Consider the following 23,611-nt stretch of genomic DNA (forward strand, 5'->3'; position numbering starts at 1 on the left):
GCCGCTGTGACGGAGTTTCCGGGTTAGATACGGGATTTGATGTATTTTAGGATCACCGGATGATGATATTGTGTAAAGTAATACGCGTTCATTTCTTGCTTGGGAGGATTAAATTTCCAGAAAAATATTGATAAACGTCGTATAATTGTAAATAGTGGTTGAAAATCTACGTTATATAATTTGCGCAGTGGTGAACATTAAGCGAAAATGATATGGTTTGTGCTAATATATTACATACAGTGTCATCGAACTGACTATAATTATACATAGAAGCCGCCCCGACCGGGAATGATCCCGGCTAGGGGAATCCACCATGTCGAACATCAACCGCATTCGCGCCGCCCTGCTGCTGGGCGCCGCTTTTGCGAGCCCGGCGCTGGCGCATGGCCAGACGGTCGCGGCAGCGGTCGCCGCCGGCACCGATGCTGCCGCGGACGACAAGGGCCTTACCGAGATCGTCGTCACCGCCACCAAGCGCGAGACGAATTTGCAGCGCACGCCGATCGCGATCTCCGTCGTCGACCCGACGATGTTGAAGGACCGCCACATCCAGAGCCTGATCGATCTGGCCGATGGCGGCGTGCCGTCGCTGCGCGTCGCCACGTTCGAAGCGCGCCAGTCCGCGCTCACCGTCGGCATCCGCGGCATCGTGCCGTTCGACGCGAATCAGACCGCACGTGACCAGGGTGTCGGTGTCTATATCGACGGCGTGTATCTCGGCCGCCAGCAGGGGCTGAACGCCGCGCTGTTCGACGTCGAGCGCATCGAAGTGCTGCGCGGCCCGCAAGGCACGCTGTTCGGCCGCAACACCGAAGGTGGCGCGGTCAGCATCGTCACCAAGGCGCCGACCGGTGTGTTCGATGGCCGTGCGCAGGCCGGCTTCGGCAATTACGGCAGCTATAATGGCGAGCTTCACCTCGATCTGCCGGCGGTCGCGAATGTCGCCGTCAAGCTGGACGGCTTGATCCAGCACCAGGATCCGACCGTGAAGAACCCGCTGGACGGCCAGGCCGGCTGGAACCAGTTCAACCGCGTCGGTGGCCGCGCGACGGCGCAGTGGAAGCCGGTCGACGGTTTCACCGCTACCTTCTCCTATGACAAGGCGCGGGACGAGAACACGCCCAACTACAGCCAGCTGGTTAACTACAACCCGCTGAACCTCCCGGTCGGCAGCTATACCGGCAGCACGCTGACCTGCCCGGCGGGCGCCGCCAAGTGCATCGCGCCGCTTTCGCCGCTGGTGAAGGTGAGCGGGGGCGATCGCATGAAGGTCGCCGATATCGGCGTACCGCAGCAGGTGAGTGTCGACGATACGCACGGCTTCACCGCCAACCTGAAGTATGATGTCGCACCGAATATCGAGCTGCGTTCGATCACGGCATGGCGCGGCGTCGACACGGCGCAGTGGGACAATTCGGGTGGCGCGCATCGCACCATCTTCGCGCCCAACGGCAAGTTCAGCCGCTACAGCCTGTCGAACCTGCACCAGCGCCAGTTCAGCCAGGAATTCCAGCTGGTCGGGCATAGCGACCAGATCGATTACGTCGCCGGCCTCTATTATTTCAACGAGCACGCCACCGAATTCGCCGCTACGCCGTCGAGCAACCAGTGGAACGCGGACGGTACCGGCTATACCGTGCTGAGCCCGACCGTGTCCGGCGCGATCACTTCGGGTAACCAGGGCTGGGATCGCGACAGCTGGTTCGTTCAGCGCGCCAGCCGCGCCAAGGCTTCCAGCTACGCCGCCTATGCCCAGGCGACTTATTCCCCCGAAGCACTGTCGATGGTGCACCTCACCGTCGGTGGCCGCGTGACCAAGGACAAGCGCAGCGGCCTGCTTTACACCGTGCAGGGCAAAAGCTCGGCCTTCACCTTCGATTATGACAAGACCCGCTTCGATCCGATGGTGACGCTGGCGGTGGATGTTGCGCCGACGGCGCAGGTCTATGCCAAATACGCCACCGGCTTCCGCGCCGGCGGTGCCAATGATCGTTCGCAGACCTTCAGCGCGTTCGGCCCGGAAGAGGTGAAGTCCTACGAGATCGGCGCGAAGATGGACCTGGTCGATCACCATGTCCGGTTGAACCTGGCCGGTTACATCATGGATCGCACCGGCACCCAGACCGATTTCGACAATGTCGACACCAACCCGGCCAGCCCCACGTTCAACCTTCATACCGAAGAAACGCGTAACGCCCCCGGCACGTCGAAGATTCGTGGTGTCGAGGCCGATCTGACGGTGCGGCCGGTGGACCACGTCACGCTGGGCGCGGCCTATGCCTATACGTACACCAAGGTGCCGCCGACGGCGAACCCGTTCCTCAACAACGCGCCCTTCCAGGTCTATACGGTGTTCACGCCGCGCAACGCCGCATCGGCCTATGCCGATTACGAAGTGCCGGTGGGCGGCGACGGCATGGCGGTGCGGATGCACATCGACGCCAACTATGCCTCCAGCCAGTACAGCTTCCAGGCGGAACCGGTGAAGACCGATGCCAGCTTCGTGGTCAACGGCCGGATCGCGCTGGCGGACGTGCCGCTCAACGATCGCGGACAGAAAGTCACCTTCTCGGTGTGGGCGCGCAATCTGCTCGACGCTACCTACATCTATCGCCGTTCGGCAGCGAATGCCGCCGTGCTCGGGGAGTATGCGAACTACAACCCGCCGCGCACCTTCGGCGGCGATGTCAGCCTGAAATTCTGATCGGGTTAACGATGCTGAAAAGGGGCCGGGCGGCGATGTCGCCCGACCCCTTTTTTCATGCGATGCCGGCCGCCGGCAGGCGAACCCGCACCGCCAGCCCCGGCGCGGCATCTTCCAGTACCAGACTGCCGCGATGGAGTTGGGCGATCGCGGCGCCGAGCGGCAGGCCCAGGCCATGGCCAGGTTTGCTTCGGCTCGTTTCCAGTCGGCCGAAGCGACGGAGCGCCCGTTCCCGTGCCTCGGCCGGGATGCCCGGCCCGTCGTCGCACACGCTGAGCAGTGCTTCGCCCGGCGCAGTGGCCAGCTCGACGCGAATGGTGGTGCCAGGGGGAGTATGTGCCATCGCGTTTTCGACCAGGTTGACGAGCAATTGCGTCAGCAGCCGCGCATCGCCGTCGATCACGATCGGTGCGCCGGCTGGTGCGGCAACCAGCTGCCGGCCGCCATCTTCGGCCAACAATGCCAGCCCCTCGACGATATCCGCGACCAGTTCGGCAAGGTCGATCCGGGTAAAGCCGGCCCGCCGGGCGCCGCCTTCGACTTCGGCGATACGCAGCATGGCGGCGAAAAGGGCAAGGATCTCCTCGCTCTCGGCGACGGCGGCGACGATCTCCTGTCGTACCGGCGCCGCTTCGGGCGCGCGGGCCAGTGCCGCCAACCGGCCGTGCAGCCGCGCCAGCGGCGTGCGGAGATCGTGCGCGACATCGTTGGAGACGCTGCGCATTCCCGCCATCAACTCGCCGATCCGATCGAGCATCCGGTTATAGGTCGCCGCAAGCCCGCCAAAGGCGCCGCGCGCGGATTCCACCGGCACGCGCGCGCGCAGATCCCCGTCGATGATCGCCTCAGCGGTGCCGCGCAGGGCACGAATATTGGCGCGGATGGTCGCGGTCAGCGCGTAGATACCGGCGACTACGATCAGCACGACGCTACCGAACCCGGCGGCGAGGATCAGCAGGCGCTTGCGATCGTGGCGGTCGATCGGCTCGCTCTCGGCGATCAGCGTCAGCGTGCCGCCGCCAGCCAATGCGGTCCGCAACGCGCGACCGCGGCTGAGCCCCGGTATTGCGGCCTCCGCGCCCAGCGTCGACAAGCCGATGGGAACGGGCTTCGCAGGCACGACATTGCCGGCGATCGGCCTGTCACGGATGTCGCGTAGCAGGAAGCCGATATCGCCGCTTTCGCGCGTCTGCTGCTTGCGCGCGATGCGCCGTGCGATCTCCGCCAATGTGGGATGGCCGGCGAGCACGTCCCGCATTTCCGTTTCGATCCGCAGGTCCACCTGGCGATCGACCGCGCTAACCAGCGCGAGATAGACGGCGACGCCGCTGGCCGCCGTCGCCCCCGAAAGCAGCAGGGCGAACCATGCCGAAATCCCGCGCAGCGATCGGAGCCGCCGCACCGATCAAGCGCAGAACATGTAGCCGACGCCGCGCACCGTCACGATCGGGTCGGGCAGGCCCGGCATGTCGAGCCGCTGGCGCAGCTTCAGGATGTGTACGTCGACGACATTCGCGGTGGGCACGAAATCATAGCCCCATACCCGTTCGAGCAGCATCGGCCGCGTGAGCACATTGCCCGCTTCGCGCACCAGTTCGGCAAGCAGCCGAAGCTCGGTCTTCTGCAGCGGAATCACCTTGCCCGCGCGGGTGACGCGGTGGCGCAGCACGCTGACGGTAACATCGCCGGCGGTGAGCGTGGCATTGTCCGTTGCCGGGGCGGCGCGGCGGCGAAGCACCGCGCGGATGCGGGCATGGAGTTCCTCGATCTCGAACGGCTTGACGATATAGTCGTCGGCGCCTGCTTCGAGCCCTTCGACGCGTTCGGCGGTCATCCCAAGCGCCGTGAGCAGGATTACCGGGGTTTCGACGCCCTCGCCGCGCATTCGCTGCAGCACATCGATTCCGTCGATCACGGGCAGCATCCGATCGAGCAGCACGACATCGAACCGCGTATCGGCCAGCGCGGTGATCGCGGTACGTCCATCGCCGACCGCCTGTACCTCGTAGCCGAGGCCGCCCAGCTGGCGGGCGAGCAAGGCGGAAAGCTCGGCATCGTCTTCCACGACCAGCGCGCGGAGCGCGATAGCGGTATCGTCGGCATCAGGCGAAGGGGAGGCAGGGGTACGCATCACGAAATCGTCCTCACGGCGGATGGCTTCCCCTTTACGCAGCTCTTGGCCCGCCGTCGACGCCCTGTCGCGCGGATGCGGGACGGGGCGTCGGGCCGGGTTCGGGCCGGATCAGAAGGTGAGCGTCGCGCCGAAGAAGACGGTGCGGCCGAGCGGATCATACACGCCCGGATAGGTGTTGCCGTTGCCGAAGCTGGCGAGGACGCCGGAGGCAATCGCCGGCGGCGACTTGTCGGTCAGGTTGTTGATGCCGGCGCGGAACTGCAGCTGCTTCGCGGCCGAAATGGTGGTGGCGAGATCGAAATAGTTATAGCTGGGGATTCTGGCGTTGATGATGCTGGGCGTACCCGTCAGGAACGGATTGGAGGACAGGCTGGACAGCTGTGTGCCGGCAAAATGCCGCCAGGCGAGCGATAGCGTCGCCTTCTCCCCCGGCGCGATCCAGGTCAGCCGGCCGACATGGCGCCAGGCCGGATTGGGCTGGCCGCAGCTATAACCGTAATAACCCTTGCAGTCATAGGTGCCGAGGTTGGGCAGCGTTTCCACCGTTTGTTGTTCCTGCCACGTGCCCACGATGCTGGCGTCGAGCTTGCCGAGGCTGCCGATACGGGTGAGATAGCTTGCGCCGACATCGATGCCGGAGGTGCGCAGATAGCCGGTGTTTAGCGTGCTGCCGACCACATAGCCGTTCGACCCGAACAATGCGCCGGTTCGCGGATCGCGCCGGAACAGCCCGCAATAGAAGGGATCGCTGGTCGCTGTGCATTGGCTGACCACCAGCGATGGCCCGATCCCGCCGATATAGCCCTTCACCTTGATGTGGTAATAGTCCACCGAAAGCGAGAAGCCGGGCACCTGCTTCGGCGTCAGCACCACGCCGAAGGTGTAGGTGTCTCCCACTTCCGGTTTCAACGCCGGATTGCCGCCATAGGATTGCGAGCAGGTGTCGGCCGGGCACTGGATAATATGGCCATATTGCGCATCGGTTACGCCGGTAAGTTTGCAGGTGGTCAGCGAAGCTTCGGGCGTGGCACCGGCGCACGGATCGTTCAGGGACACGTTGCCGATGCCGCGCGCGCCGAACAGTTCGCTGATATTGGGCGCGCGGATCGCTCGATTGTAGCTGGCGCGGAAGCGCGCGCCGTCCACCGGCGACCAGGCGAGTTCGGCCTTGTAGGTCCACACCTTGTACGACGACTTGGTCGAGGTCGACCGCTGTTCGTTGGTGTAGGAGGAGTAGCGCACGCCGCCGTTGACGGTGAGTTCGTGAAGGAACGGAACGTCGGCGACGAGCGGCAGCTCGAGTTCGCCATAGGCTTCGTTCACGCTGATCACCCCGTCTGCATTGGCCGCGCCGCCCTGGGCTGCAACTTCATCGACGGTGTAGCGCAGCGTTTCTCGGCGATGTTCCACGCCCAGCGCGATGCCCGCGCCCCGGCGCGCCCAGGGGCTCTGGAGGCCGAAGGTGCCGAGGTCGCCACTGACGGTGCCCGACATGACTTCGAGCGTGTTGCGCGAGGCGGTATTCGATGGGCTGAACAGATATTGCGCCTGGGATGCGCTGATGCCGTTGGCGCGGAAGATGTCGATCGGCACGCAGGCCGGATCGCTGCCGTCGATCTTGGATTGGCAGGTAGGCGTACTGCCGACCAGCACGGCGTTCAGGGCGCGTTGCGCCTTCACATTGTCGACGTTGTTGAGATAGGTCTCGTCGAACCGTGACAGCGCGTAGAGATAGCTCACGTCATAGCGGAAGCCCTGGCCGATATCGCCCTTCACGCCGGCATTGTAGCGATAGTCCTGGTGGCGCAGATCGTCGCGGCGCGAATAGGTGCTGTCGAGGCGATAGCCGATCAGCGTATCGGTGGTGGCGCTGGTGCCGGCGGCGGTGCCGCACAGCGCGCTGGCCTGCGCGCTACTCATCAGTGGGTTGTTGCAGGGAATGGTGAAGGTGGTGCCGAGGAACAGGGCGGACGGCGCGACCTGCGAGAAGGTGTGATCCTTCATCCACATGAAGCTGCCATAGACCTTGGCGACCGGCGCGATCTCGAACGATGCGAAGCCGCCGCCGGTATAGCGCTCGTCGGAGCGCTGGATGTAGTTGGTCGGCGAGTAGTTATACGCGTAGCTGGCGTCGTACGGTACCCAGTTCTTCGAACCGTCGCGCGCATTGGTGAGATAGCCCAGGCCGGCACTAGGGCCTGCGAGCGGCGCGAAGGTGCCGAAGGTAGTGTTGCTCGACCCGCCGCAAACCAGATTGGTCTGGCTGGCGGCGTTGAGCGCGCAGGAGGAATAATCGCGGGTTGATTGCTGCACCGGCTCGGTGTGGCGATAGCCGCCATAGAGCATGATCTTGGCGCGGCCATCGGCGAAGGTCTTGCCGAACGCGCCGTTGATGTCCTGCTTCCCGCCGTCGATCACGCTGCGCGGCGCCAACTGATAGCCCTTTGCCGACACCAGGCCGCGGACATAGGCATTGTCGTTGGTGTGCTGGGCGAAGCTGGTCTGCGCGTCGAGCCGGAAGCCGTCGAGATGATCGCGCAGCACGAAATTGACGACGCCGGACATCGCATCCGAGCCATAGACCGCGGAGGCGCCGCCGGTCACGACGTCGACACGCTCGATCAGCGCGGTGGGGATGAAGTTGATGTCGGTCGCCTGCGAAGAAAGGATGCGCTGGCCATTGATCAGCGTGAGCACCCGGTTCGAGCCGAGATTGCGCAGGTTGATCTGTGCCGACCCGTCTGCACCGTTTGAGACATTGTCGTTCGCGTCCGGGGTGAACTGCGGCATCCGGGCGAGGAGCGTCTCCGCATTCACAACGCCCTGATAGCGGATTTCCTTGTCGCTGATGGTGGTCAGGGGACTATTGCTCGCCAGATCGGGGCGGGCAATGCGCGTGCCCGTGACCAGGATTTCGCTGGGGCCGTCACTGGCTTCGGTCGATGGGCTTGCCGGCTCTGCAACCTGCTGCGCCTGCGCACTGCTCGCCAACATCGCGACCGCAAGCGCGCCCGCCGCTACCGATGCCCGAATTGTATTATTATTACACACGGCCCGTAACCCCCTTTTTATGAGTCGCGCAATTGCAGCATTTTTTGCACCAATCCGTCAAATATTTTATACGATATCCTAAAAATAGCAGCGGGACTGGGGGTTGTGGGGTGATGCGCTGGTGGGCGCCGGATGGCGGAGCGACGCCGCAAATGGTAGGACAACGCTTGCGTTAAGGAAGAATACCGTATACGAAAACGTGATGCTTTGGAGGATGATGTTTCGATGAATGCACGCAAGCCGCTATGGGCCGGTGTTTACCCTGCAGCGACGACGCAGTTCGCCGAGGACCTTTCCGTCGATCTCGCTGCCACCCAGAAGACGCAGACGGCGCTGGTCGACGACGGTGTCGATGGCCTGATTTTGCTCGGTACCTGCGGCGAGAACAACTCGCTGGAAGCCGAGGAGAAGCGGCAGGTGCTGCGCGCCGGTGTCGAGGCGGTCGGCGGACGCGTGCCGCTGGTGGCGGGCGTTTCGGAATTCACCACCGCGCGCGCGATCGAATATGTCCGCGATGCCGAGAAGATCGGCATCGATGCGCTGATGCTGCTTCCTGCCATGGTCTATGTGCCGACCGCCGAAGAGCTGGAGGCGCATTTTCGCGCGGTGGCCGCGGCGACGTCGCTGCCGATCATGCTGTACAACAACCCCCCGGCCTATCGCGTCTCGATCGACACCGACACGCTGGACCGGCTGGTGGACGTGCCGAACATCGTTGCGGTGAAGGAAAGCGCGCCCGATCCGCGCCGCTTCACCGATCTCTTCAACCGCTACGGGGATCGCTACACGCTGATGGCGGGCTTGGACGATGTAGCGCTCGAAGGGCTGTTCCTGGGCGCATCGGGCTGGGTTTCGGGTCTAACCAGCGCCTTCCCGGAAGAATCGGTGCGGCTGGTCGCGGCGTTCAACGAGGGGCGGTTCGACGAGGCGCGGGCTATCTATCGCTGGTTCATGCCGCTGCTCCACCTGGACGCCGAACATGACCTCGTCCAATCAATCAAGCTCGCCGAGCAGATCATGGGCCGGGGCAGTGAACGCGTGCGGATGCCGCGCCTGCCGCTGTCGGGGGAACGCCGTGCGCAGGTGATCCGCTTCGTTGAGGAAGCCGCGGCGACGCGGCCGAGCCGGCGCGAGGCCAAGGCAGCGTAAATCCCGAACATGCGCCACACCTTCTTCTGCATCGACGGCCACACCGCGGGAAACCCGGTGCGGCTGGTGGCGGGCGGTGCGCCGCTGCTACGCGGTGGCGACATGCTGGCGCGGCGCACGGACTTTCTGGAGCGCTTCGACTGGATCCGCACCGGACTGTGCTTCGAGCCGCGCGGGCACGACATGATGTCGGGCGGGTTCCTCTACCCGCCCACCCGCGACGATACCGATTGCGGGATCCTGTTCATCGAGACCTCGGGCTGCCTGCCAATGTGCGGCCACGGCACGATCGGCATGGTGACCTTCGGGCTCGAGCACGGCCTGATCACCCCGCGCACGCCAGGCCAGCTGCGGATCGAAGTACCGGCGGGGGTGATCGACATCGCATATGGCATGGAGGGCGACCGGGTGCGCTGGGTGCGCATCCGCAACGTGCCCGCCTATGTTGCCGCCACCGGAATCCAGATCGAGGTGCCTGGCTTCGGCCCGCTGACCGTAGATGTTTCCTATGGCGGCAATTATTACGCGATCATCGAGCCGCAGGGGCCTTATACCGGGCTCGACGATCTCGGCGCCTCGCGCATCGTCGAGCTCAGCCGCACGATCCGCACGCTGATGCGCGCCGCGATCGAGCCGGTGCATCCGCTCGACGACCGCATCCGCGGGGTCAGCCATGTCCTGTGGGCCGACAAGCCGAAGGGCGAGGGCGCCGATGGCCGCAACGCCGTCTTCTATGGCGAGCGCGCGATCGATCGCAGCCCGTGCGGTACCGGCACCTCGGCGCGGCTTGCCCATCTGGCCCATCAGGGCCGGCTGAAGGTGGGTGATCGATTTGTCCATGAAAGCTATATCGGCAGCCGGTTCATCGGCCGGGTGGAGGATAGCGTGATGGTGGGCGACCGGCCCGGCATCATTCCTTCAATCGAAGGATCGGCGATCGCGACCGGTTTCAACACCATCTGGATCGATCGCGAAGACCCGTTCTGGGCTGGTTTCTCGGTCGTCTGACGACAACGACACAAACGGGGGTTGCATGGGATTTTGGGGACCGATCAAACCGATCGAACGCAGCACGGGCCATAGCGCGCATCGGCTGCGCCCCACGCTTTCCTGGCCGCACCTGATCGCGCTCGGCGTCGGCGCCATTGTCGGCACCGGCATCTACACGCTGACCGGCGTAGGAGCGGAGCGGGCAGGGCCGGCGGTGATCCTGGCCTTCGTCATCGCTGGTCTGGTCTGCGCCTGCGCCGCGCTTGCCTATGCCGAGCTGGCGACGATGATTCCCACTGCCGGCAGCGCCTATACCTATAGCTATTCGGTGCTGGGGGAGACGATCGCCTGGGTGGTCGGTTGGAGCCTGATCCTCGAATATTCGCTGGCTTGTTCGGCGGTGGCGGTGGGCTGGTCCGGTTATCTGGTCGGCTGGCTGCAATCGGCGGGCGTCCATCTGCCGGCGATGCTGTTGCAGGGGCCGCATGCCGGCGGCATCGTCAACCTGCCTGCGGTGCTCGTTTCCTTCGCCATCGCCGGCATGTTGATGGCCGGGACGCGGGAGAGCGCCACGCTGAACATCGTGTTGGTGGTGATCAAGCTGGTCGCGCTCGCCGTGTTCGTGCTGCTGGCGCTGCCCGGCTTCGACACCGCCCATTTTCACCCCTTCATGCCGTACGGTTTCGCATCCCATGCCGATGGCAGCAGCACGCGCGGCGTGATGGCGGCTGCGGCGATCGTGTTCTTCGCCTTTTACGGCTTCGACGCCGTCGCCACCTCGGCCGAGGAAGCCAAGCGGCCGGGGCGCGACCTGACGATCGGCATCGTCGGATCGATGGCGCTGTGCACCACCATCTATATCCTGGTCGCGGTCGCGGCGGTGGGGGCGATGCCCTATACCGTGCTCGGCAACTCGCCGGAGCCGCTGGCGCTGGTGCTGCGCACGCTGGGCCATCCGCTCGCCGCCTGGGCGATCGCTGCCGCGGCGCTGGTCGCGCTGCCCTCGGTGATCCTCGTCATGATGTACGGGCAGAGCCGCATCTTCTTCGTGATGGCACGGGACGGGCTGTTGCCGCGAAGCCTCGCCAAGGTATCCCCGCGCACCGGCGCACCGGTGCTGGTGACTGGCATCACCGGACTGTTCGTGGCAGCTGTCGCTGGGTTCCTCCGGCTCGACGAGATCGCGGAACTCGCAAATGCCGGCACGCTGATCGCGTTCATCGCCGTGGGCATCTGTATGATGCTGCTGCGCCGCCGCGCGCCCGAGGCGCCCCGTATCTTCCGCTGCCCGCAGCCCTATGTCGTCGGTACGCTGGCGGTGCTAGGCTGCCTCTATCTGCTCTTCTCGCTGCCCGAGAAGACGTTGCTCCGCTTCCTGCTCTGGAACGTTGCGGGGCTTGCCGTCTATTTCCTCTATGGTCGCGCGCGCAGCGTGCTGGCGCGGGGCTGAGGCTCAGCCGTTCAACTGGCGGCGGAGATCGGTGAGGGTGCCTTCGATATGCGCGCGGGCCAGCACGCGGGCGCGATCGACGTCACCCGTTTCCCATGCGTCGATCAGATCGGCATGTTCGAGATGGGCGCGATCTTCCCGGCCGGCCGGTTCGAGGTGCTTGTGGACATAGCGCTCGGACAGGATCTGAAGCCGTTCGACGAGCTGGGTGGTGAGCAGTCGACCGCCGGGGCGTACCAGCGCCATGTGGAATTCACGATTCCGCGCGGCGACTTCATCGAGATGTTCGGCGGCGGCGAGATCGAGCGCGGCCAGTGCCTCGCGCGCGGCCGCGCGATCCGCATCCGTGGCAGACAACGCACCCGCCACGACGGCATCGGGTTCGATGGCGAGCCGGAGAGCATAGATCTCCTCGGCTTCGCCGGACGACATGGCGCGGACGAAATAGCCGCGGTTCGCCTGACCGACAAGCAGCCCTTCCTGCTCCAGCCGCGCCAGCGCCTCGCGCAGCGGGATCTTGCTGACCCCCAGCGAGTTGGCCAGGGCATCCTGCCGGATCGCCTGATCCACCGGCAATTTGCCCGAAACGATCTGCTCGCGCACGATCGCGAAAATCTGCTCCGACAAGGTGCGGACTACGATACTCATGATAGGAAATCCTCCGTCGGGGCGATCGCTTCTGCCAACCGCGCCGGTTCTCGGCAACCGTTAGTGGCACTAGCATCATCTAACGGTTCAGCATTGGAAATACGGTATACATCGGAGGTGGGATCGGCAAGATGAGGCCGATGCAGCGAGAAATGAATGTGATCGGCGGAGGCGTGGTAGGCTTGGCGAGCGCGCTTGCCCTTGCCCGCGCCGGCTTCGCGGTGACGGTAATCGACGACGATCCTGGTCGGCAGGCCGCGTCCTGGGGCAATGCCGGCCATATCGCCATCGAGCAGGTGGCGCCGCTCGCATCCTGGGCTACCGTGCGCAGCCTGCCGCGGCGGCGCTTCGCCGCGGGCGGTGCAGTGGGGTTGCCGCCGGCGGCGTGGCGGCGCTGGCTGCCTTTCGGGCTGCGGCTGCTGGGTGCGGCGCGGCCGGCGCGATTTGCCGTCGGCAAGGCGGCATTGGGCGGCCTGCTGGCGGAGGCGATGCCGGCCTGGCAACGGTTGGGCGAAACGCTGGGCCAGCCTGGTCTGCTGCGCATCGACGGGCATATCGTCGCCTGGTCGCGTCCGGCAGCGGCAGCGGCAGGCTGGCGATCCTGGATGGCCGCAGACATCGGCACGGCCGCGTTTCGCGACACCAGCCGGGCCGAGCGCGCGGCGTTCCCCGGTGGCCCGCTGGCAGACGCGATCCGCTTCACCAATACGGCGCAGATTGCCGATCTGGGGAGGCTGGATCGGGCGTTGCGGGCGGCGCTCGCGGCGGCGGGGGGCGTATTTCGCGCCGGTGCGGCGGGATTGGAAATGGTCGATGGCGCGGCGCGGGTGCGGCTGGACGGCAGTTTGCTGGCGGAAGGGCCGGTGCTGGTGGCGGGAGGTGCGCGTTCCGGCACGCTGCTCGCGCCGCTGGGGCGGCGGGTACCGATCATCGCCGAGCGCGGCTACCACCTGCGCACCTCGGACCATGACTGGCCTGCCGACCTGCCGCCGATGGTGTTCGAGGATCGATCGATGATCGTCACCCGCTATGCCGATTGCGTGCAGGTGGCGAGCTTTGTCGAATTCGCTGCTATCGATACGCCCGCCGATCCCGCGAAATGGGAACGTCTGGAAGCGCATGTCGCCGCGCTGGGCCTGCCGCTACGCGGACCGTTCACCCGCTGGATCGGCGCGCGGCCGACGCTCCCCGATTACCTGCCCGCGATCGGGCGGAGCGCGCGGGCGCCAAACCTGCTCTATGCCTTTGGCCACCAGCATCTCGGGCTCACGCTCGCGGCGCTGACCGGAGAGATCGTTGCCGCCCTGGCCGCCGATGCGCCCCCGGTGGTGGACCTCGCGCCCTTTTCTATCGAACGTTTCGGATCAAGGACCAAGCAATGACGATCGGCGGCTCCACTGCCGCGGCCGAACTGGCCGCACTTACTCCCTGGGCGGACCGCGCGCCGGCGATCAGCGAGGCCGAGCGGCTGGCGCGCATCGCCGCGGTGCGCGCGCGGCTGGAGGCGATGGGCGCGCAGGCGCTGCTGGTGAATGCCGGCACGTCGCTGCGCTATTTCGCCGGCGTGCCCTGGGGGGCGACCGAGCGGCTGGTAGCGATGCTACTGCCGCTCCACGGCGAGCCGATCCTGATCTGCCCGCGCTTCGAACTGGGCTCGCTCAGCGCCGACCTGGGCATCACCGCCGACATGCGGCTGTGGGAGGAGGATGAGGATCCCTTCGCGCTCGTTGCCGATGCGCTGGGGGGTATTGCAACGCTTGCGATCGATCCGGCGCTGCCCTTCCAGATGGCTGAGCGATTGCGTCGTGCCGCGCCGGGGGTGTCGCTGGTCGACGGCGCGCCGGCGATCGACGGCTGTCGGATGCGCAAGTCTCCCGCCGAGATCGCGTTGATGCAGCAGGCGAAGAACATGACGCTGGCGGTGCATCTCGCCGCCGCGCGCATCCTGGCGCCGGGGATCACCACCGGCGCGGTGAAGCGCTTCATCGATCAGGCGCATCGCGCGCTGGGTGCGGCGGGATCGAGCTTCTGCATCGTCCAGTTCGGCCGCGCGACGGCCTTTCCGCACGGCCTGCCCGGCGAGCAGGCGCTGGAGGAAGGCCAGCTGGTGCTGATCGACACCGGCTGCACCGTCGAAGGCTATCATTCGGACATCACCCGCACCTATGCGTTCGGCCGGGTTTCCGACGAGGAGCAGGCGATCTGGTCGCTGGAAAAGGAAGCGCAGGCCGCCGCCTTCGCCGCTGCCGAGCTTGGTGCGCCGTGCGAGCGCGTAGATATGGCGGCGCGGACGGTGCTGGAGAAGGCGGGGCTGGGGCCGGACTATCGCCTGCCGGGGCTGCCGCACCGCACCGGCCACGGCATCGGCTTGTCGATTCACGAGCCGGCCTATCTGGTGCGCGGGGACCGAACCCCGCTCGATGTGGGGATGTGCTTTTCGAACGAGCCGATGATCGTGGTGCCCGATCGCTTCGGCGTACGGCTGGAGGACCATTTCCACATGACCGAAACCGGCCCGCGCTGGTTCACCGAGCCGCAGGCGGCGATCGACCGGCTGGCATAAACGAAGCGGCCGCCGTTCGCACGGCGGCCGCTTGCAGATCAGAAGGTGATGCCGACGCCGGCAGTGACCGTCTGGCCATTATCCTTGCCGGTAAACGAGCCCGCGCGGTTGTTGGTGTTCCATTGGATCAGGTTCAGTTGGACGCGGATGATGCTGTCCAGGAACCAGTTGGTGCCGATCGTGGCCGCCGTGCCCTTGCCGCCAGTCGGCAGGCCCGAATAGTCGACGCTCTCGTAGCGGGCGAGCAGCTCGATCGCGCCGGGGCCGCCTTCGAACACCGGCCGCAGCACGCGCGGTTGGGCGAAGGTGCCGAGACGCGGGTTGTAGGGCGGTAGATCGCCGGTGACGAAGAAGCCGGTGGAAAGGCTCCACGCCTTGCTTTCGAAATCCGGCCGGCCGCCATTCAGGTGCGCATTGCGCTTGCCTGCTTCGCCCATCACCCAGAAGGGGCCGGTATAGCCGCCCACCTCGACGCCATAGCCGGTGGTGCCGGTGCCGCCGACAAGCGTGCCGGTCTGCACGCGAAGATTGCCGTTGAAGCGGCCACCGATCACAGTGTTGCGGGTAAGCGTGCCCGGGCTGCGCGAGGACAGCGACTCATCAAAGCCCCAGAGGCCAAGATGGACGATCGAGCGATCGGTTTTGAACGGGTTCCAATGCACGCGGCTCATCACCGTGCGGCCGTCGTTCATACCCTGGCTGGCATCGACGCTGTCGCCGCTGAGCGTGATGGATGCGTGGCCGCGATCCCAGAACAGGCGGGACATGAGCGCGATGCCGTAGAAGCCCCGCTGTGGAATGATCGAGGTGGCAACGACGTTGCGCTCCAGGAACGGCGGCGCGTCCGAACCGCCCGAACCTTCGAAGCTGCGATCGTTGAACATGTTGCCGAAGCGGACGTCGTAGGAAACCTTGCCAATGTCGTCCCGCCAGCCGACGAACATCGTGCCGACGTCCGAGGTGTTGTCGGCGAAGTCGTTTTCGAACTGGTAGAAGAAATGCGGGCCGACCGCGCCTTCGATGCCGATGCGCAGCGCGCGGGCGCCGGTGGTGGTTTCATTGCGCGCACCATATTTCGAGCCGAACGTCGAACTGACGTGGTTGATCATGCGGCCGCGCATCTTGAACAGGAACTTGCCGTCCGCCGAGCGGAAGATCGGCAGGCCCCCGCGCCATTCGGTGGTGACGTTGGACAGATTCTGCGCCGAGCGGGCCTGTTGGACGGTCTGGTCGGCCAGATCCGCAGAGGCGAGCTGCGGGGCGAAGGAGTCCGGCACGCCGTCGTCGTTGGCGACTTGGGTGCGCGGTGCCTGCGGTGCCTGCTGCGTGGTTGCAGGCGTTACCGCCTGCGCCGCCGGTGCGGCCTGCTGGCGGCCTTCGAGTCGATCGAGCCTGGCCCGGAGGGCGGCGATTTCTTCGGTCTGCGCGCGCAGGAGCCTGATCAGCTCGGCCTGGTCCGACTGTGCGCTCTGGGCGAGCGTAGGCGTAGCGAAAACGAGCACGGACGCAGCCGCACCCGCGAGCAGCGAGATTTTCATGAGTTCCCCGACATGATTGAGATGGGATCGCCGTGTCCAGCGATCTTCCCTACTATAGGCCGAAGAAGTCGCAGGCCGGACTCCGCCCCGCAGAAAGCGGTTCACTATATTTGTGGAGCAGCAGGCTCCAAGAAGGCATGCATTTGTAAGGTGTTTTCAGTAAATATAAGAAAATCATATATAAATGAAAACACTGTGGCGAGCGATGGGTTTGCACTGCCGTCTTTCGGATAGGTAGAGTTCCTTAGGTGTTACAAGGCGGGTTTGCTGTCGGTTCTGGACTTTACTAGCTTGATTTCCTGCGGTGCCGCCGTGAGCGGCAGCGTCGTTCCGCCGCGCTCGGGAGCACCTGCCTCGACGACGTAGCGCGGCCCGGCGACGGTTCTTTCCAGCCGCAGCAGGGCGCGCGGCGTCGTTGCGGTGCGCGGATCGAGCGTGAGCGTCACCACGCCGGTGGATGGCTGATAGCGTGCCGAGGCGATCTTCCCCGCCTCCAGTGTGATCCACAGCCCCGCCGGGGCCACGAACAGCCGGCTGCGGGCGCCGTCTTTCGGAACGATCGTCACTGCATCGGCAGCGGTTCGCACATTGCCGCCATAGCCGAGCCAGCCGAACACAGGATCCCGCACCAGATAGGTGGCGGCAGCATAGGCGTGCGCGAAGAAGCCGGAGCCATAGTCGCCGGTATATGGATCCCAGGCCATCCGATCGGGCCAGGCGTGGAAGGCGGCGGATCCGAAGCCATCGCGATCGATATTGGTGATGCCGCCCATCAACCCGCCATAGGCGACGCGCAGCAGGTGCAGGTCGGTGGGGTCGGCGCGGAACGCTTCGAACAGCGGCAGCGCGTTGTTGGTCGAGCCATAATGGTGGATCTGGCGCTCGATGCGCGGATATTTGCCGCCGTACAAGAAATCCCAGTAGCGCCGGGCATTGCCGTTATAGCCCCAGTGCGGGATCAGCGGATCATAGCCGAGGATCACCTCCACCGTTTCCGCAGCCTGTTTGGGATGGCCGAAATAGCGCATCCAGGCATAGACTTCGGGCTGGCCGGTCGAATCCCAGGCCATTTCGCTGCCGAACGGATAGGCGAGGCCCTTCCAGTGATCCGCGCGGCCCTTCATCAAGCCTTCGATCTGGGCGGCGTGCTGCGTCAGTCCTTCGCGCTTCAGGGCGTTAAGGATATCGACAAAAACGTTGCCCTCCATCTGGCCGAACTGGGTGTAGTAGGGCGCGTCGCGCATCATCGCCACGATCGTCCAGCGGGCATGGTCGAGATACCAGCGCCAATCGTGATGCGTCACCAGCCCCGGGTGGTTGCGCGCGAGCCGGTAGAGCACCCAATAGCCGAGCGCGACGTGCGGATAGTTGAACGAGCGGCCGAGATCGTCGGCCTCTTTCTTCGGCCAGCTGGTCCAGCTCGACCAGTCGGATGCCGGATCGTAGAAGCCGTGGAACGCGGCGGGATCGTAATAGAAAAGGCTTTTCTTCACGGCTCCGGCATGATCGCCCCCGGCGACCTGCAGCTTGCCGAGGATCGTCTGGTCGATCACGGTTTCCAGCTTGGCGATCTCGCCCGCATCGGGATTGTCGAGCTGCTTCATCACGGCGGCGATCCAGCCGCCGGCACCGCCTTCGTCGCTCATCCCGGCGATCCAGACACGCGGCTCCTGGGTGAGGATCCGCGCGCTCGCGCGGTCGTAGCTGAGGATCGCGGGCGCGCGATGGAAGGGATCGTTCGCGTCGTCGAACCACTGTTCCGTCGTGGTGAAGCGGCCCAGATCGGCCATTGTCTGTTCGAGCGGCTTGGTGACGAAATAGCTGACGGTCTGCGCGGTGCCATCGGCATAGGTGATCGTCACCCGCGCGCGCCCCCAGCCCAGCCCGCGCACCGCATAGCGGCGCCAGCCGTTCACCGTTCCCGCTGCCGAGACCGTCATCGCGCCGGCCGGTGCCACGTCGATTCGGGCGACGGGTGCCCGGTAGCGGAGGAAAAGCGAGGCTTCGAGGTCGTTCGGCACGACATAGCCGGGCACGCCCAGCGCGACGGGGCGGCCCTGCGCGACCAGCGCCGGCTGGATGCCACGGATCGACGGCGCCTGCACCAGCCGCACGCCGATGCTGCGCGCCGCGCCCGGGGCCAGGGTGAAGCTGGTCGGCACGTTCCATTGCTCGCCCGCGCCGCGCCATTCCTGCTCGGCAAAGCCCCTGGACGCGATCGTCCAGTCGTAAAAGCCTTCGGAGACCTGGCTGCGCGGGCTCTTGTCGGTGAACACCGCGCCGGCGCCGGCCTCTTTCGGCGTCTTGAGCGGTGCATAGGCTTCGAGCGGGGTGCGGCCATCGGGCAGCACCAGCAGCGCCGGCCCCTTGCCGTTCAGGCGCGTGACCTGAAGATAGCCGGCATCGCGGCCGATATAGGGGTCGACGAAGCTCGCCTGGGCATGGGCGGTTTCGAGCGTGCGATCGCGGATGATATTGTCGAATACCATCGGCAGGCCGAGGCCGCCGATCTCGATCGGCTTGTCGGTGGGGTTCACCAGCCGGAAGCGCAGCACCGGCACGCCGCCCTGGTTCAGCCAGCGCCGTTCGATTCGCAGCGGGAAGCCCGGCCCCATGCTGGCGCTGATATCCGCGGCTGCGAACACATTGCCGCCGGTGGCGAGCAGCCGGATCGGCCGGCGGAGGTGCCAGGATGCGAAATCCCGCCAGCCGCCGCCTGCGCTGCGCAGCCGCACATCGATATCGCCGATATGGGCATAGCCATCGCCCTGTCGCTCCGCCTCGCGGTTGCCCGGCACGAAATCGAAGGCGGGTTCTGTGACGGGGGATAGCCGTGCCAGCGTCTGGGTATCGCTGCGCAGGGCAAGCGCGAAGCCGCCGATACGAAAGGCGGTGCTGTGCACCGGCGGGAAGGTGGTGGTTGCGCCGGGCGCAGCGGGCACTGCCACCAGCGGCATCGTCATGCCGCCAAAGGCGACGGCGGCGAGGAAAATCGAGCGAAGCTTGCGCATTCCCGTTGTAGATCATGGGGGCGGAAACGCGTCAACGATATTATACGGTATATTGTTGCGTGATCCGGCGTTGACCGGCAGCGCAGAGCTTCGTAGATCGTATACGATAATGCGAGGGGATGACGAATGAACAGAACGCGCAGGGAAGTGCTGGCGGGTACGAGCGGTGTCTTTCTCGCCGCCGGCGGCGGCATCGGGCTTGCCCGGGCGGCTGGGGTCGCAGCGCTGCCTGCAAAGCTAACGCCGCTGCCGCTTACCGCGCTGCGGCTGCGCCCGTCCGACTTCGCCAATGCAGTCGCGCTGAACCATCGCTACCTGCTGGCGCTCAGCCCCGACAGGCTGCTGCACAACTTCCGCAAATATGCGGGAATGGAGCCGAAGGCGCCGATTTATGGCGGCTGGGAAAGCGATACGATCGCGGGCCATACGCTTGGTCACTACCTCACGGCGCTGGTGCTCACCTGGCAGCAGACCGACGATGCCGAGATGCGTCGTCGCGCGGACTATATCGTCGCCGAACTGGCGGCGGCGCAGGCGAAGCGCGGCACCGGCTATGTCGGTGCACTGGGACGCAAGCAGCCAGACGGCACGATCGTCGATGGCGAGGCGATCTTCGGCGAGATCATGCGCGGGGAGATCAAGTCCGGCGGGTTCGATCTCAACGGGTCCTGGTCGCCGCTCTATACGGTGCACAAGCTGTTCGCCGGGCTGCTCGACGTCCATGTCGGCTGGGGCAACCCCCAGGCGCTGCAGGTGACGCTGGGCCTGGCCAGCTATTTCGAACGGGTGTTCGCTGCGCTCGACGACGATCGGATGCAGCAGGTGCTGGGCTGCGAATATGGCGGGCTGAACGAAAGCTTCGCCGAGCTTTATGCCCGCACCCGCGATCCGCGCTGGATGGTGGTGGCGAAGCGGCTGTACGACAACCGGGTGCTCGATCCGCTGAAGGCGGGGGAGGACAAGCTCGCCAATTTCCACGCCAATACCCAGGTGCCCAAGCTGATCGGGCTGGCGCGCATCCACGAACTGACCGGCGATGGCGGCGACGCCGCGGCAGCGCGGTTCTTCTGGGAGCGGGTGACGCAGCACCACAGCTATGTGATCGGCGGCAATGCCGACCGCGAATATTTCGCCGCGCCGGACAGCATTGCGCTGCACATCACCGATCAGACGTGCGAGCATTGCAACACCTACAACATGCTCAAGTTGACGCGACATCTGTTCGCCTGGAAGCCCGATGCGTCGCTGTTCGACTTTTACGAGCGGGCACATCTGAACCATGTGATGGCGGCGCAGGATCCGAAGACCGGCGGCTTCACCTATATGACGCCGCTGATGAGCGGGGCAGTGCGCCAGTTCGCGCAGCCCGATCGGGAGGAATTCTGGTGCTGCGTCGGCTCCGGCATGGAAAGCCATGCCAAGCATGGCGAAGCGGCGTTCTGGGAAGGCGAAGGGACGTTCCTCGTCAACCTGTACGTGCCGGCGGAGGTGACGTGGAAGGCGCAAGGGGCGCGGCTGGTGCTCGATGGCAGCTATCCGATCGGCGGCACGGCGACATTGACGGTGGCGGCGCTGGCCAAGCCGGGCCGCTTCGCCATCGCGTTGCGCGTGCCGGGATGGGCGAAGGGCCGGGCGGTAGTGACGGTCAACGGCAAGCCGGCCGGCGCCATGTTCGACAAGGGCTATGCGATCGTCGCACGGGCATGGAAGCCGGGCGACGCGCTGGCGATCACCTTGCCGATGGAGCCCCGGCTGGAAGCGACGCCGGGCGATGATTCGGTCGTGGCAGTGCTGCACGGGCCGCTGGTGCTGGCGGGCGATCTGGGCGCGGCATCCGATCCGTGGGACGGGGCGGACCCGGCGATGGTGGGGCAGGATCTGCTCGCCGGATTCCGTGCCGAGGCCGAGCCTGCCGTCTATGCCACCCAAGGGGTGGTGCGCCCCGGCGATCTGCGTTTCGTCCCCTTCTATCGCCAGGCGGATCGGCGCAGTGCCGTCTATTTCAAGCGCTTCGGCGAAAACGCATGGAAGGCCGAGCAGGCTACCTATTTCGCCGAGCAGGCACGGCTGAAGGACGTGCAGGCGCGCGCGGTGGACGTGATGCATCTGGGCGAGATGCAGCCGGAACGCGATCATGATCTGCGCACGGGCGGTGCGTCCTACCCCGTCGCCTATCGCGGGCGACAGGGGCGGGATGCGCGCTCGGGCGGCTGGTTCGACTTCCGGTTGAAGACGCGCGAAGGCCCGCTGGTGCTCCAGGCGACCTATTGGGGCGGCGAGCGCAGCCGCGCTTTCGACATTCTGGTCGACGATGTGAAGATCGCGACCCAGCATCTGGAGGAGAGCGATCGGCCGGGGAAGTTCTTCGATGTCGAATATCCGCTGCCGGAAGCGCTGACCAAGGGCAAGCAATCGATCCGCGTGCGGTTCGTGCCGAAGGATCGCGATACCGCCGGTCCGGTGTTCGGCGTGGTGCTGTTCACCGCACGCACGTCCGGATAGCCTGACGCCTGTCCTCTCCTTCTCCTCCTGCGAGCGAGCCTGCATCGATGAACGCCAAGCCCCTGCTGCCCCTGATCCTGTTCGCGCTCGCCGCGCCTGCCGCTGCAGGCACGCCGCCCGCGCGGACGCCGATGTCCGCCGACGCACGGTTGAAGGCCCTCTACACAGCGGAATATGCCTGGCGCCGCCAGCAGCAGGGGCCGGGGGAGGATACGCCCAACGGCCCCGCCGGCGGCCTGCCCGATGCCGGCCCTGCCGCCCAGGCCGCGCGCCTTGCCCGCTGGACCGAGACGGCACGGCAACTGGCGGCGATCGATCCCGCCAAGCTTTCGGCCAAGGGGCGGATCGATTACCTCGTCTATAAGGGGCAGATCGATGCACTGCTCGCCGAACAACGGTTCCGCGATTATGAAAAGCCGCTCACCTCGGACACCAGCTTCTGGAGCGACGTGGCGGAAGCGGCGCGCGGGCGGTTCGTGCGCGAGGCCGATTACCGCGCCTATCTGAAGACGCTGCGCGACGTGCCGCGCTACTTCGATCAGAACATCGCCAATATGCGTGCCGGGTTGCAGCGCGGCTTCACGCCGCCGCAAATCACCCTGGCCGGGCGCGACATCGGCGTGGCGCAGGTGGTGGAGGCGCCGGGCGACGACAATCTGTTCTATGCGCCGTTCCGGCAGTTTCCGGCCGCGATCCCTGCCGCCGTGCAGGAATCGCTGCGGCGCGAAGGGATGGCGGCGATACGCGAGGCGGTGATCCCGGCGCACGCCAAGCTGCTGCAATTCCTCCGCACGGAATATATGCCCGGTGCGCGCAAGGCGCTGGCTGCCACCGATCTGCCCGATGGCCAGGCCTATTACCGTTCCAAGATCCGCGAATATGTGACGCGCGACATGACCGCCGAGCAGGTCCATGCGATCGGCGTGCGGGAAGTGGCGAAGATCCGCGCCGAGATGCTGGCGGTGATGCGCGAGGTGAAGTTCGATGGCGATCTGACCGCCTTCCTCACCTTTCTGCGCACCGATCCGCGCTTCTACCCGAAGACGCCGCAGGAATTGCTGGAGCACGCCGCCTGGATCGCCAAGACCTTCGATGGCAAGGCCAGCCAGTATTTCGGCCGGCTGCCGCGCAGCCGGTTCGCGATCAAGCCGGTGCCGGCCGATCTCGCGCCCTTCTACACCAGCGGCCGGGGCGGGCCGGGCATCTATCTGCTCAACACCTATGACCTGAAATCGCGGGCCAATTATCAGCTCACCGCGCTGACCCTGCACGAAAGCGCGCCGGGCCATGCGTTCCAGATGCCGCTCGCCAATGAGAACAAGGAGCTGCCGGCGTTCCGGCGCGAAACCTATCTTTCCGCTTATGGCGAGGGCTGGGCGCTCTATTCGGAGAAGCTGGGCGTCGAGATGGGCATGTACGAAACGCCCTATGACCGGTTCGGGATGCTCAGCTACCAGATGTGGCGCGCGTCGCGACTGGTGGTCGACACCGGCATCCACGCGCTCGGCTGGAGTCGCGAGAAGGCGCAGCAGTTCCTGCGCGACAATACGGCGCTGAGCAATCACGAGATCGAGACCGAAGTCGATCGCTACATCGCGTGGCCGGGGCAGGCGCTGAGCTATTATATGGGCGAACTGGCGCTGCTCGACGCGCGGGCGCGGGCGGAAAAGGCACTGGGCGGGCGCTTCAACATCCGTGCCTGGCACGATGCGATGCTGCAGCTGGGATCCGTGCCGCTGACGGTGATCGACCTGCGCACCGACCAGTTCATCCGGGACGGCGGCAAGGGGCCCTATCCCGACGAGGAATAGGCCGGAGTCCGTACTAGCCCCAATTCAGCCGCGGTCTCGCGCGGCGCATGACATGCCGGA

The 23,611-nt window shown here is 65.7% G+C and carries 14 protein-coding genes; 8 read left to right on the plus strand and 6 right to left on the minus strand.

Translation table 11 applies throughout. From position 1 onward, the window contains the following. Window positions 1–313: 313 nt before the first annotated feature. Entirely contained in the window at window positions 314–2,704 is a 2,391-nt protein-coding gene (locus tag DD559_RS05380) for a TonB-dependent receptor (RefSeq protein ID WP_116468273.1), read from the plus strand. Between the two features lie 55 nt (window positions 2,705–2,759). On the opposite strand, the gene DD559_RS05385 is transcribed toward DD559_RS05380, so the two are convergent. The 3 genes from DD559_RS05385 to DD559_RS05395 all read right to left on the minus strand — a co-directional run bounded on the left by DD559_RS05385 (window position 2,760) and on the right by DD559_RS05395 (window position 7,832). Then, window positions 2,760–4,106, minus strand: coding sequence for a HAMP domain-containing sensor histidine kinase (locus DD559_RS05385; protein WP_116468274.1), 1,347 nt, complete (start codon window positions 4,104–4,106; stop codon window positions 2,760–2,762). A 3-nt stretch (window positions 4,107–4,109) separates the two neighbouring features. Further along, complete coding sequence (locus DD559_RS05390; RefSeq protein WP_116468275.1) at window positions 4,110–4,835, minus strand: response regulator transcription factor; 726 nt, start codon at window positions 4,833–4,835, stop codon at window positions 4,110–4,112. Between the two features lie 111 nt (window positions 4,836–4,946). Then, on the minus strand, window positions 4,947–7,832 hold the full coding sequence (locus tag DD559_RS05395; protein WP_116468276.1) for a TonB-dependent receptor domain-containing protein: 2,886 nt from the start codon (window positions 7,830–7,832) through the stop codon (window positions 4,947–4,949). A gap of 282 nt (window positions 7,833–8,114) precedes the next feature. Between DD559_RS05395 and DD559_RS05400 the strand changes: the two genes are divergently transcribed. Genes DD559_RS05400 through DD559_RS05410 form a run of 3 tightly spaced genes read left to right on the plus strand, consistent with a single transcriptional unit; the run spans window position 8,115 to window position 11,478 of the window. Beyond that, window positions 8,115–9,038 carry a dihydrodipicolinate synthase family protein gene (locus tag DD559_RS05400; RefSeq protein WP_116468277.1) on the plus strand — a complete coding sequence of 308 codons (924 nt, stop codon included), beginning with the start codon at window positions 8,115–8,117 and terminating at the stop codon, window positions 9,036–9,038. A gap of 9 nt (window positions 9,039–9,047) precedes the next feature. Then, on the plus strand, window positions 9,048–10,046 hold the full coding sequence (locus DD559_RS05405; protein ID WP_116468278.1) for a 4-hydroxyproline epimerase: 999 nt from the start codon (window positions 9,048–9,050) through the stop codon (window positions 10,044–10,046). Between the two features lie 25 nt (window positions 10,047–10,071). Further along, the gene (locus DD559_RS05410; protein WP_116468279.1) at window positions 10,072–11,478 is read left to right on the plus strand and encodes an amino acid permease; all 1,407 of its coding nucleotides are present in this window, start codon (window positions 10,072–10,074) and stop codon (window positions 11,476–11,478) included. Window positions 11,479–11,481: 3 nt separating this feature from the next. Here the strand turns inward: DD559_RS05410 and DD559_RS05415 are convergent, their stop codons facing one another. Continuing rightward, the gene (locus DD559_RS05415; RefSeq protein WP_116468280.1) at window positions 11,482–12,126 is read right to left on the minus strand and encodes a GntR family transcriptional regulator; all 645 of its coding nucleotides are present in this window, start codon (window positions 12,124–12,126) and stop codon (window positions 11,482–11,484) included. Window positions 12,127–12,266: 140 nt separating this feature from the next. Here DD559_RS05415 and DD559_RS05420 point away from each other — a divergent pair, with 140 nt between their 5' ends. Beyond that, window positions 12,267–13,508 (plus strand): NAD(P)/FAD-dependent oxidoreductase, encoded by a 1,242-nt coding sequence (locus DD559_RS05420; protein WP_116468281.1) that lies wholly within the window; start codon window positions 12,267–12,269, stop codon window positions 13,506–13,508. Beyond that, the gene (locus tag DD559_RS05425; RefSeq protein ID WP_116468282.1) at window positions 13,505–14,689 is read left to right on the plus strand and encodes a M24 family metallopeptidase; all 1,185 of its coding nucleotides are present in this window, start codon (window positions 13,505–13,507) and stop codon (window positions 14,687–14,689) included. The genes DD559_RS05420 and DD559_RS05425 overlap by 4 nt, the downstream gene beginning before the upstream one ends. Before the next feature lie 38 nt (window positions 14,690–14,727). Here DD559_RS05425 and DD559_RS05430 read toward each other — a convergent pair whose 3' ends face one another. Both DD559_RS05430 and DD559_RS05435 read right to left on the minus strand, forming a co-directional pair. Continuing rightward, window positions 14,728–16,227 (minus strand): OprO/OprP family phosphate-selective porin, encoded by a 1,500-nt coding sequence (locus DD559_RS05430; protein WP_116468283.1) that lies wholly within the window; start codon window positions 16,225–16,227, stop codon window positions 14,728–14,730. 251 nt (window positions 16,228–16,478) lie between these two features. Further along, the gene (locus tag DD559_RS05435) at window positions 16,479–19,238 is read right to left on the minus strand and encodes a DUF5695 domain-containing protein (protein ID WP_116468284.1); all 2,760 of its coding nucleotides are present in this window, start codon (window positions 19,236–19,238) and stop codon (window positions 16,479–16,481) included. 126 nt (window positions 19,239–19,364) lie between these two features. Between DD559_RS05435 and DD559_RS05440 the strand changes: the two genes are divergently transcribed. Both DD559_RS05440 and DD559_RS05445 read left to right on the plus strand, forming a co-directional pair. Next, entirely contained in the window at window positions 19,365–21,740 is a 2,376-nt protein-coding gene (locus tag DD559_RS05440) for a glycoside hydrolase family 127 protein (protein WP_116468285.1), read from the plus strand. A 47-nt stretch (window positions 21,741–21,787) separates the two neighbouring features. Beyond that, a complete protein-coding gene (locus DD559_RS05445) occupies window positions 21,788–23,551 on the plus strand; it encodes a DUF885 domain-containing protein (RefSeq protein WP_116468286.1) in 1,764 nt (587 codons plus the stop codon). Window positions 23,552–23,611 lie beyond the last annotated feature (60 nt).

It is taken from the genome of Sphingomonas pokkalii (genome assembly GCF_003096275.1).
Lineage (GTDB): Bacteria > Pseudomonadota > Alphaproteobacteria > Sphingomonadales > Sphingomonadaceae > Sphingomonas > Sphingomonas pokkalii.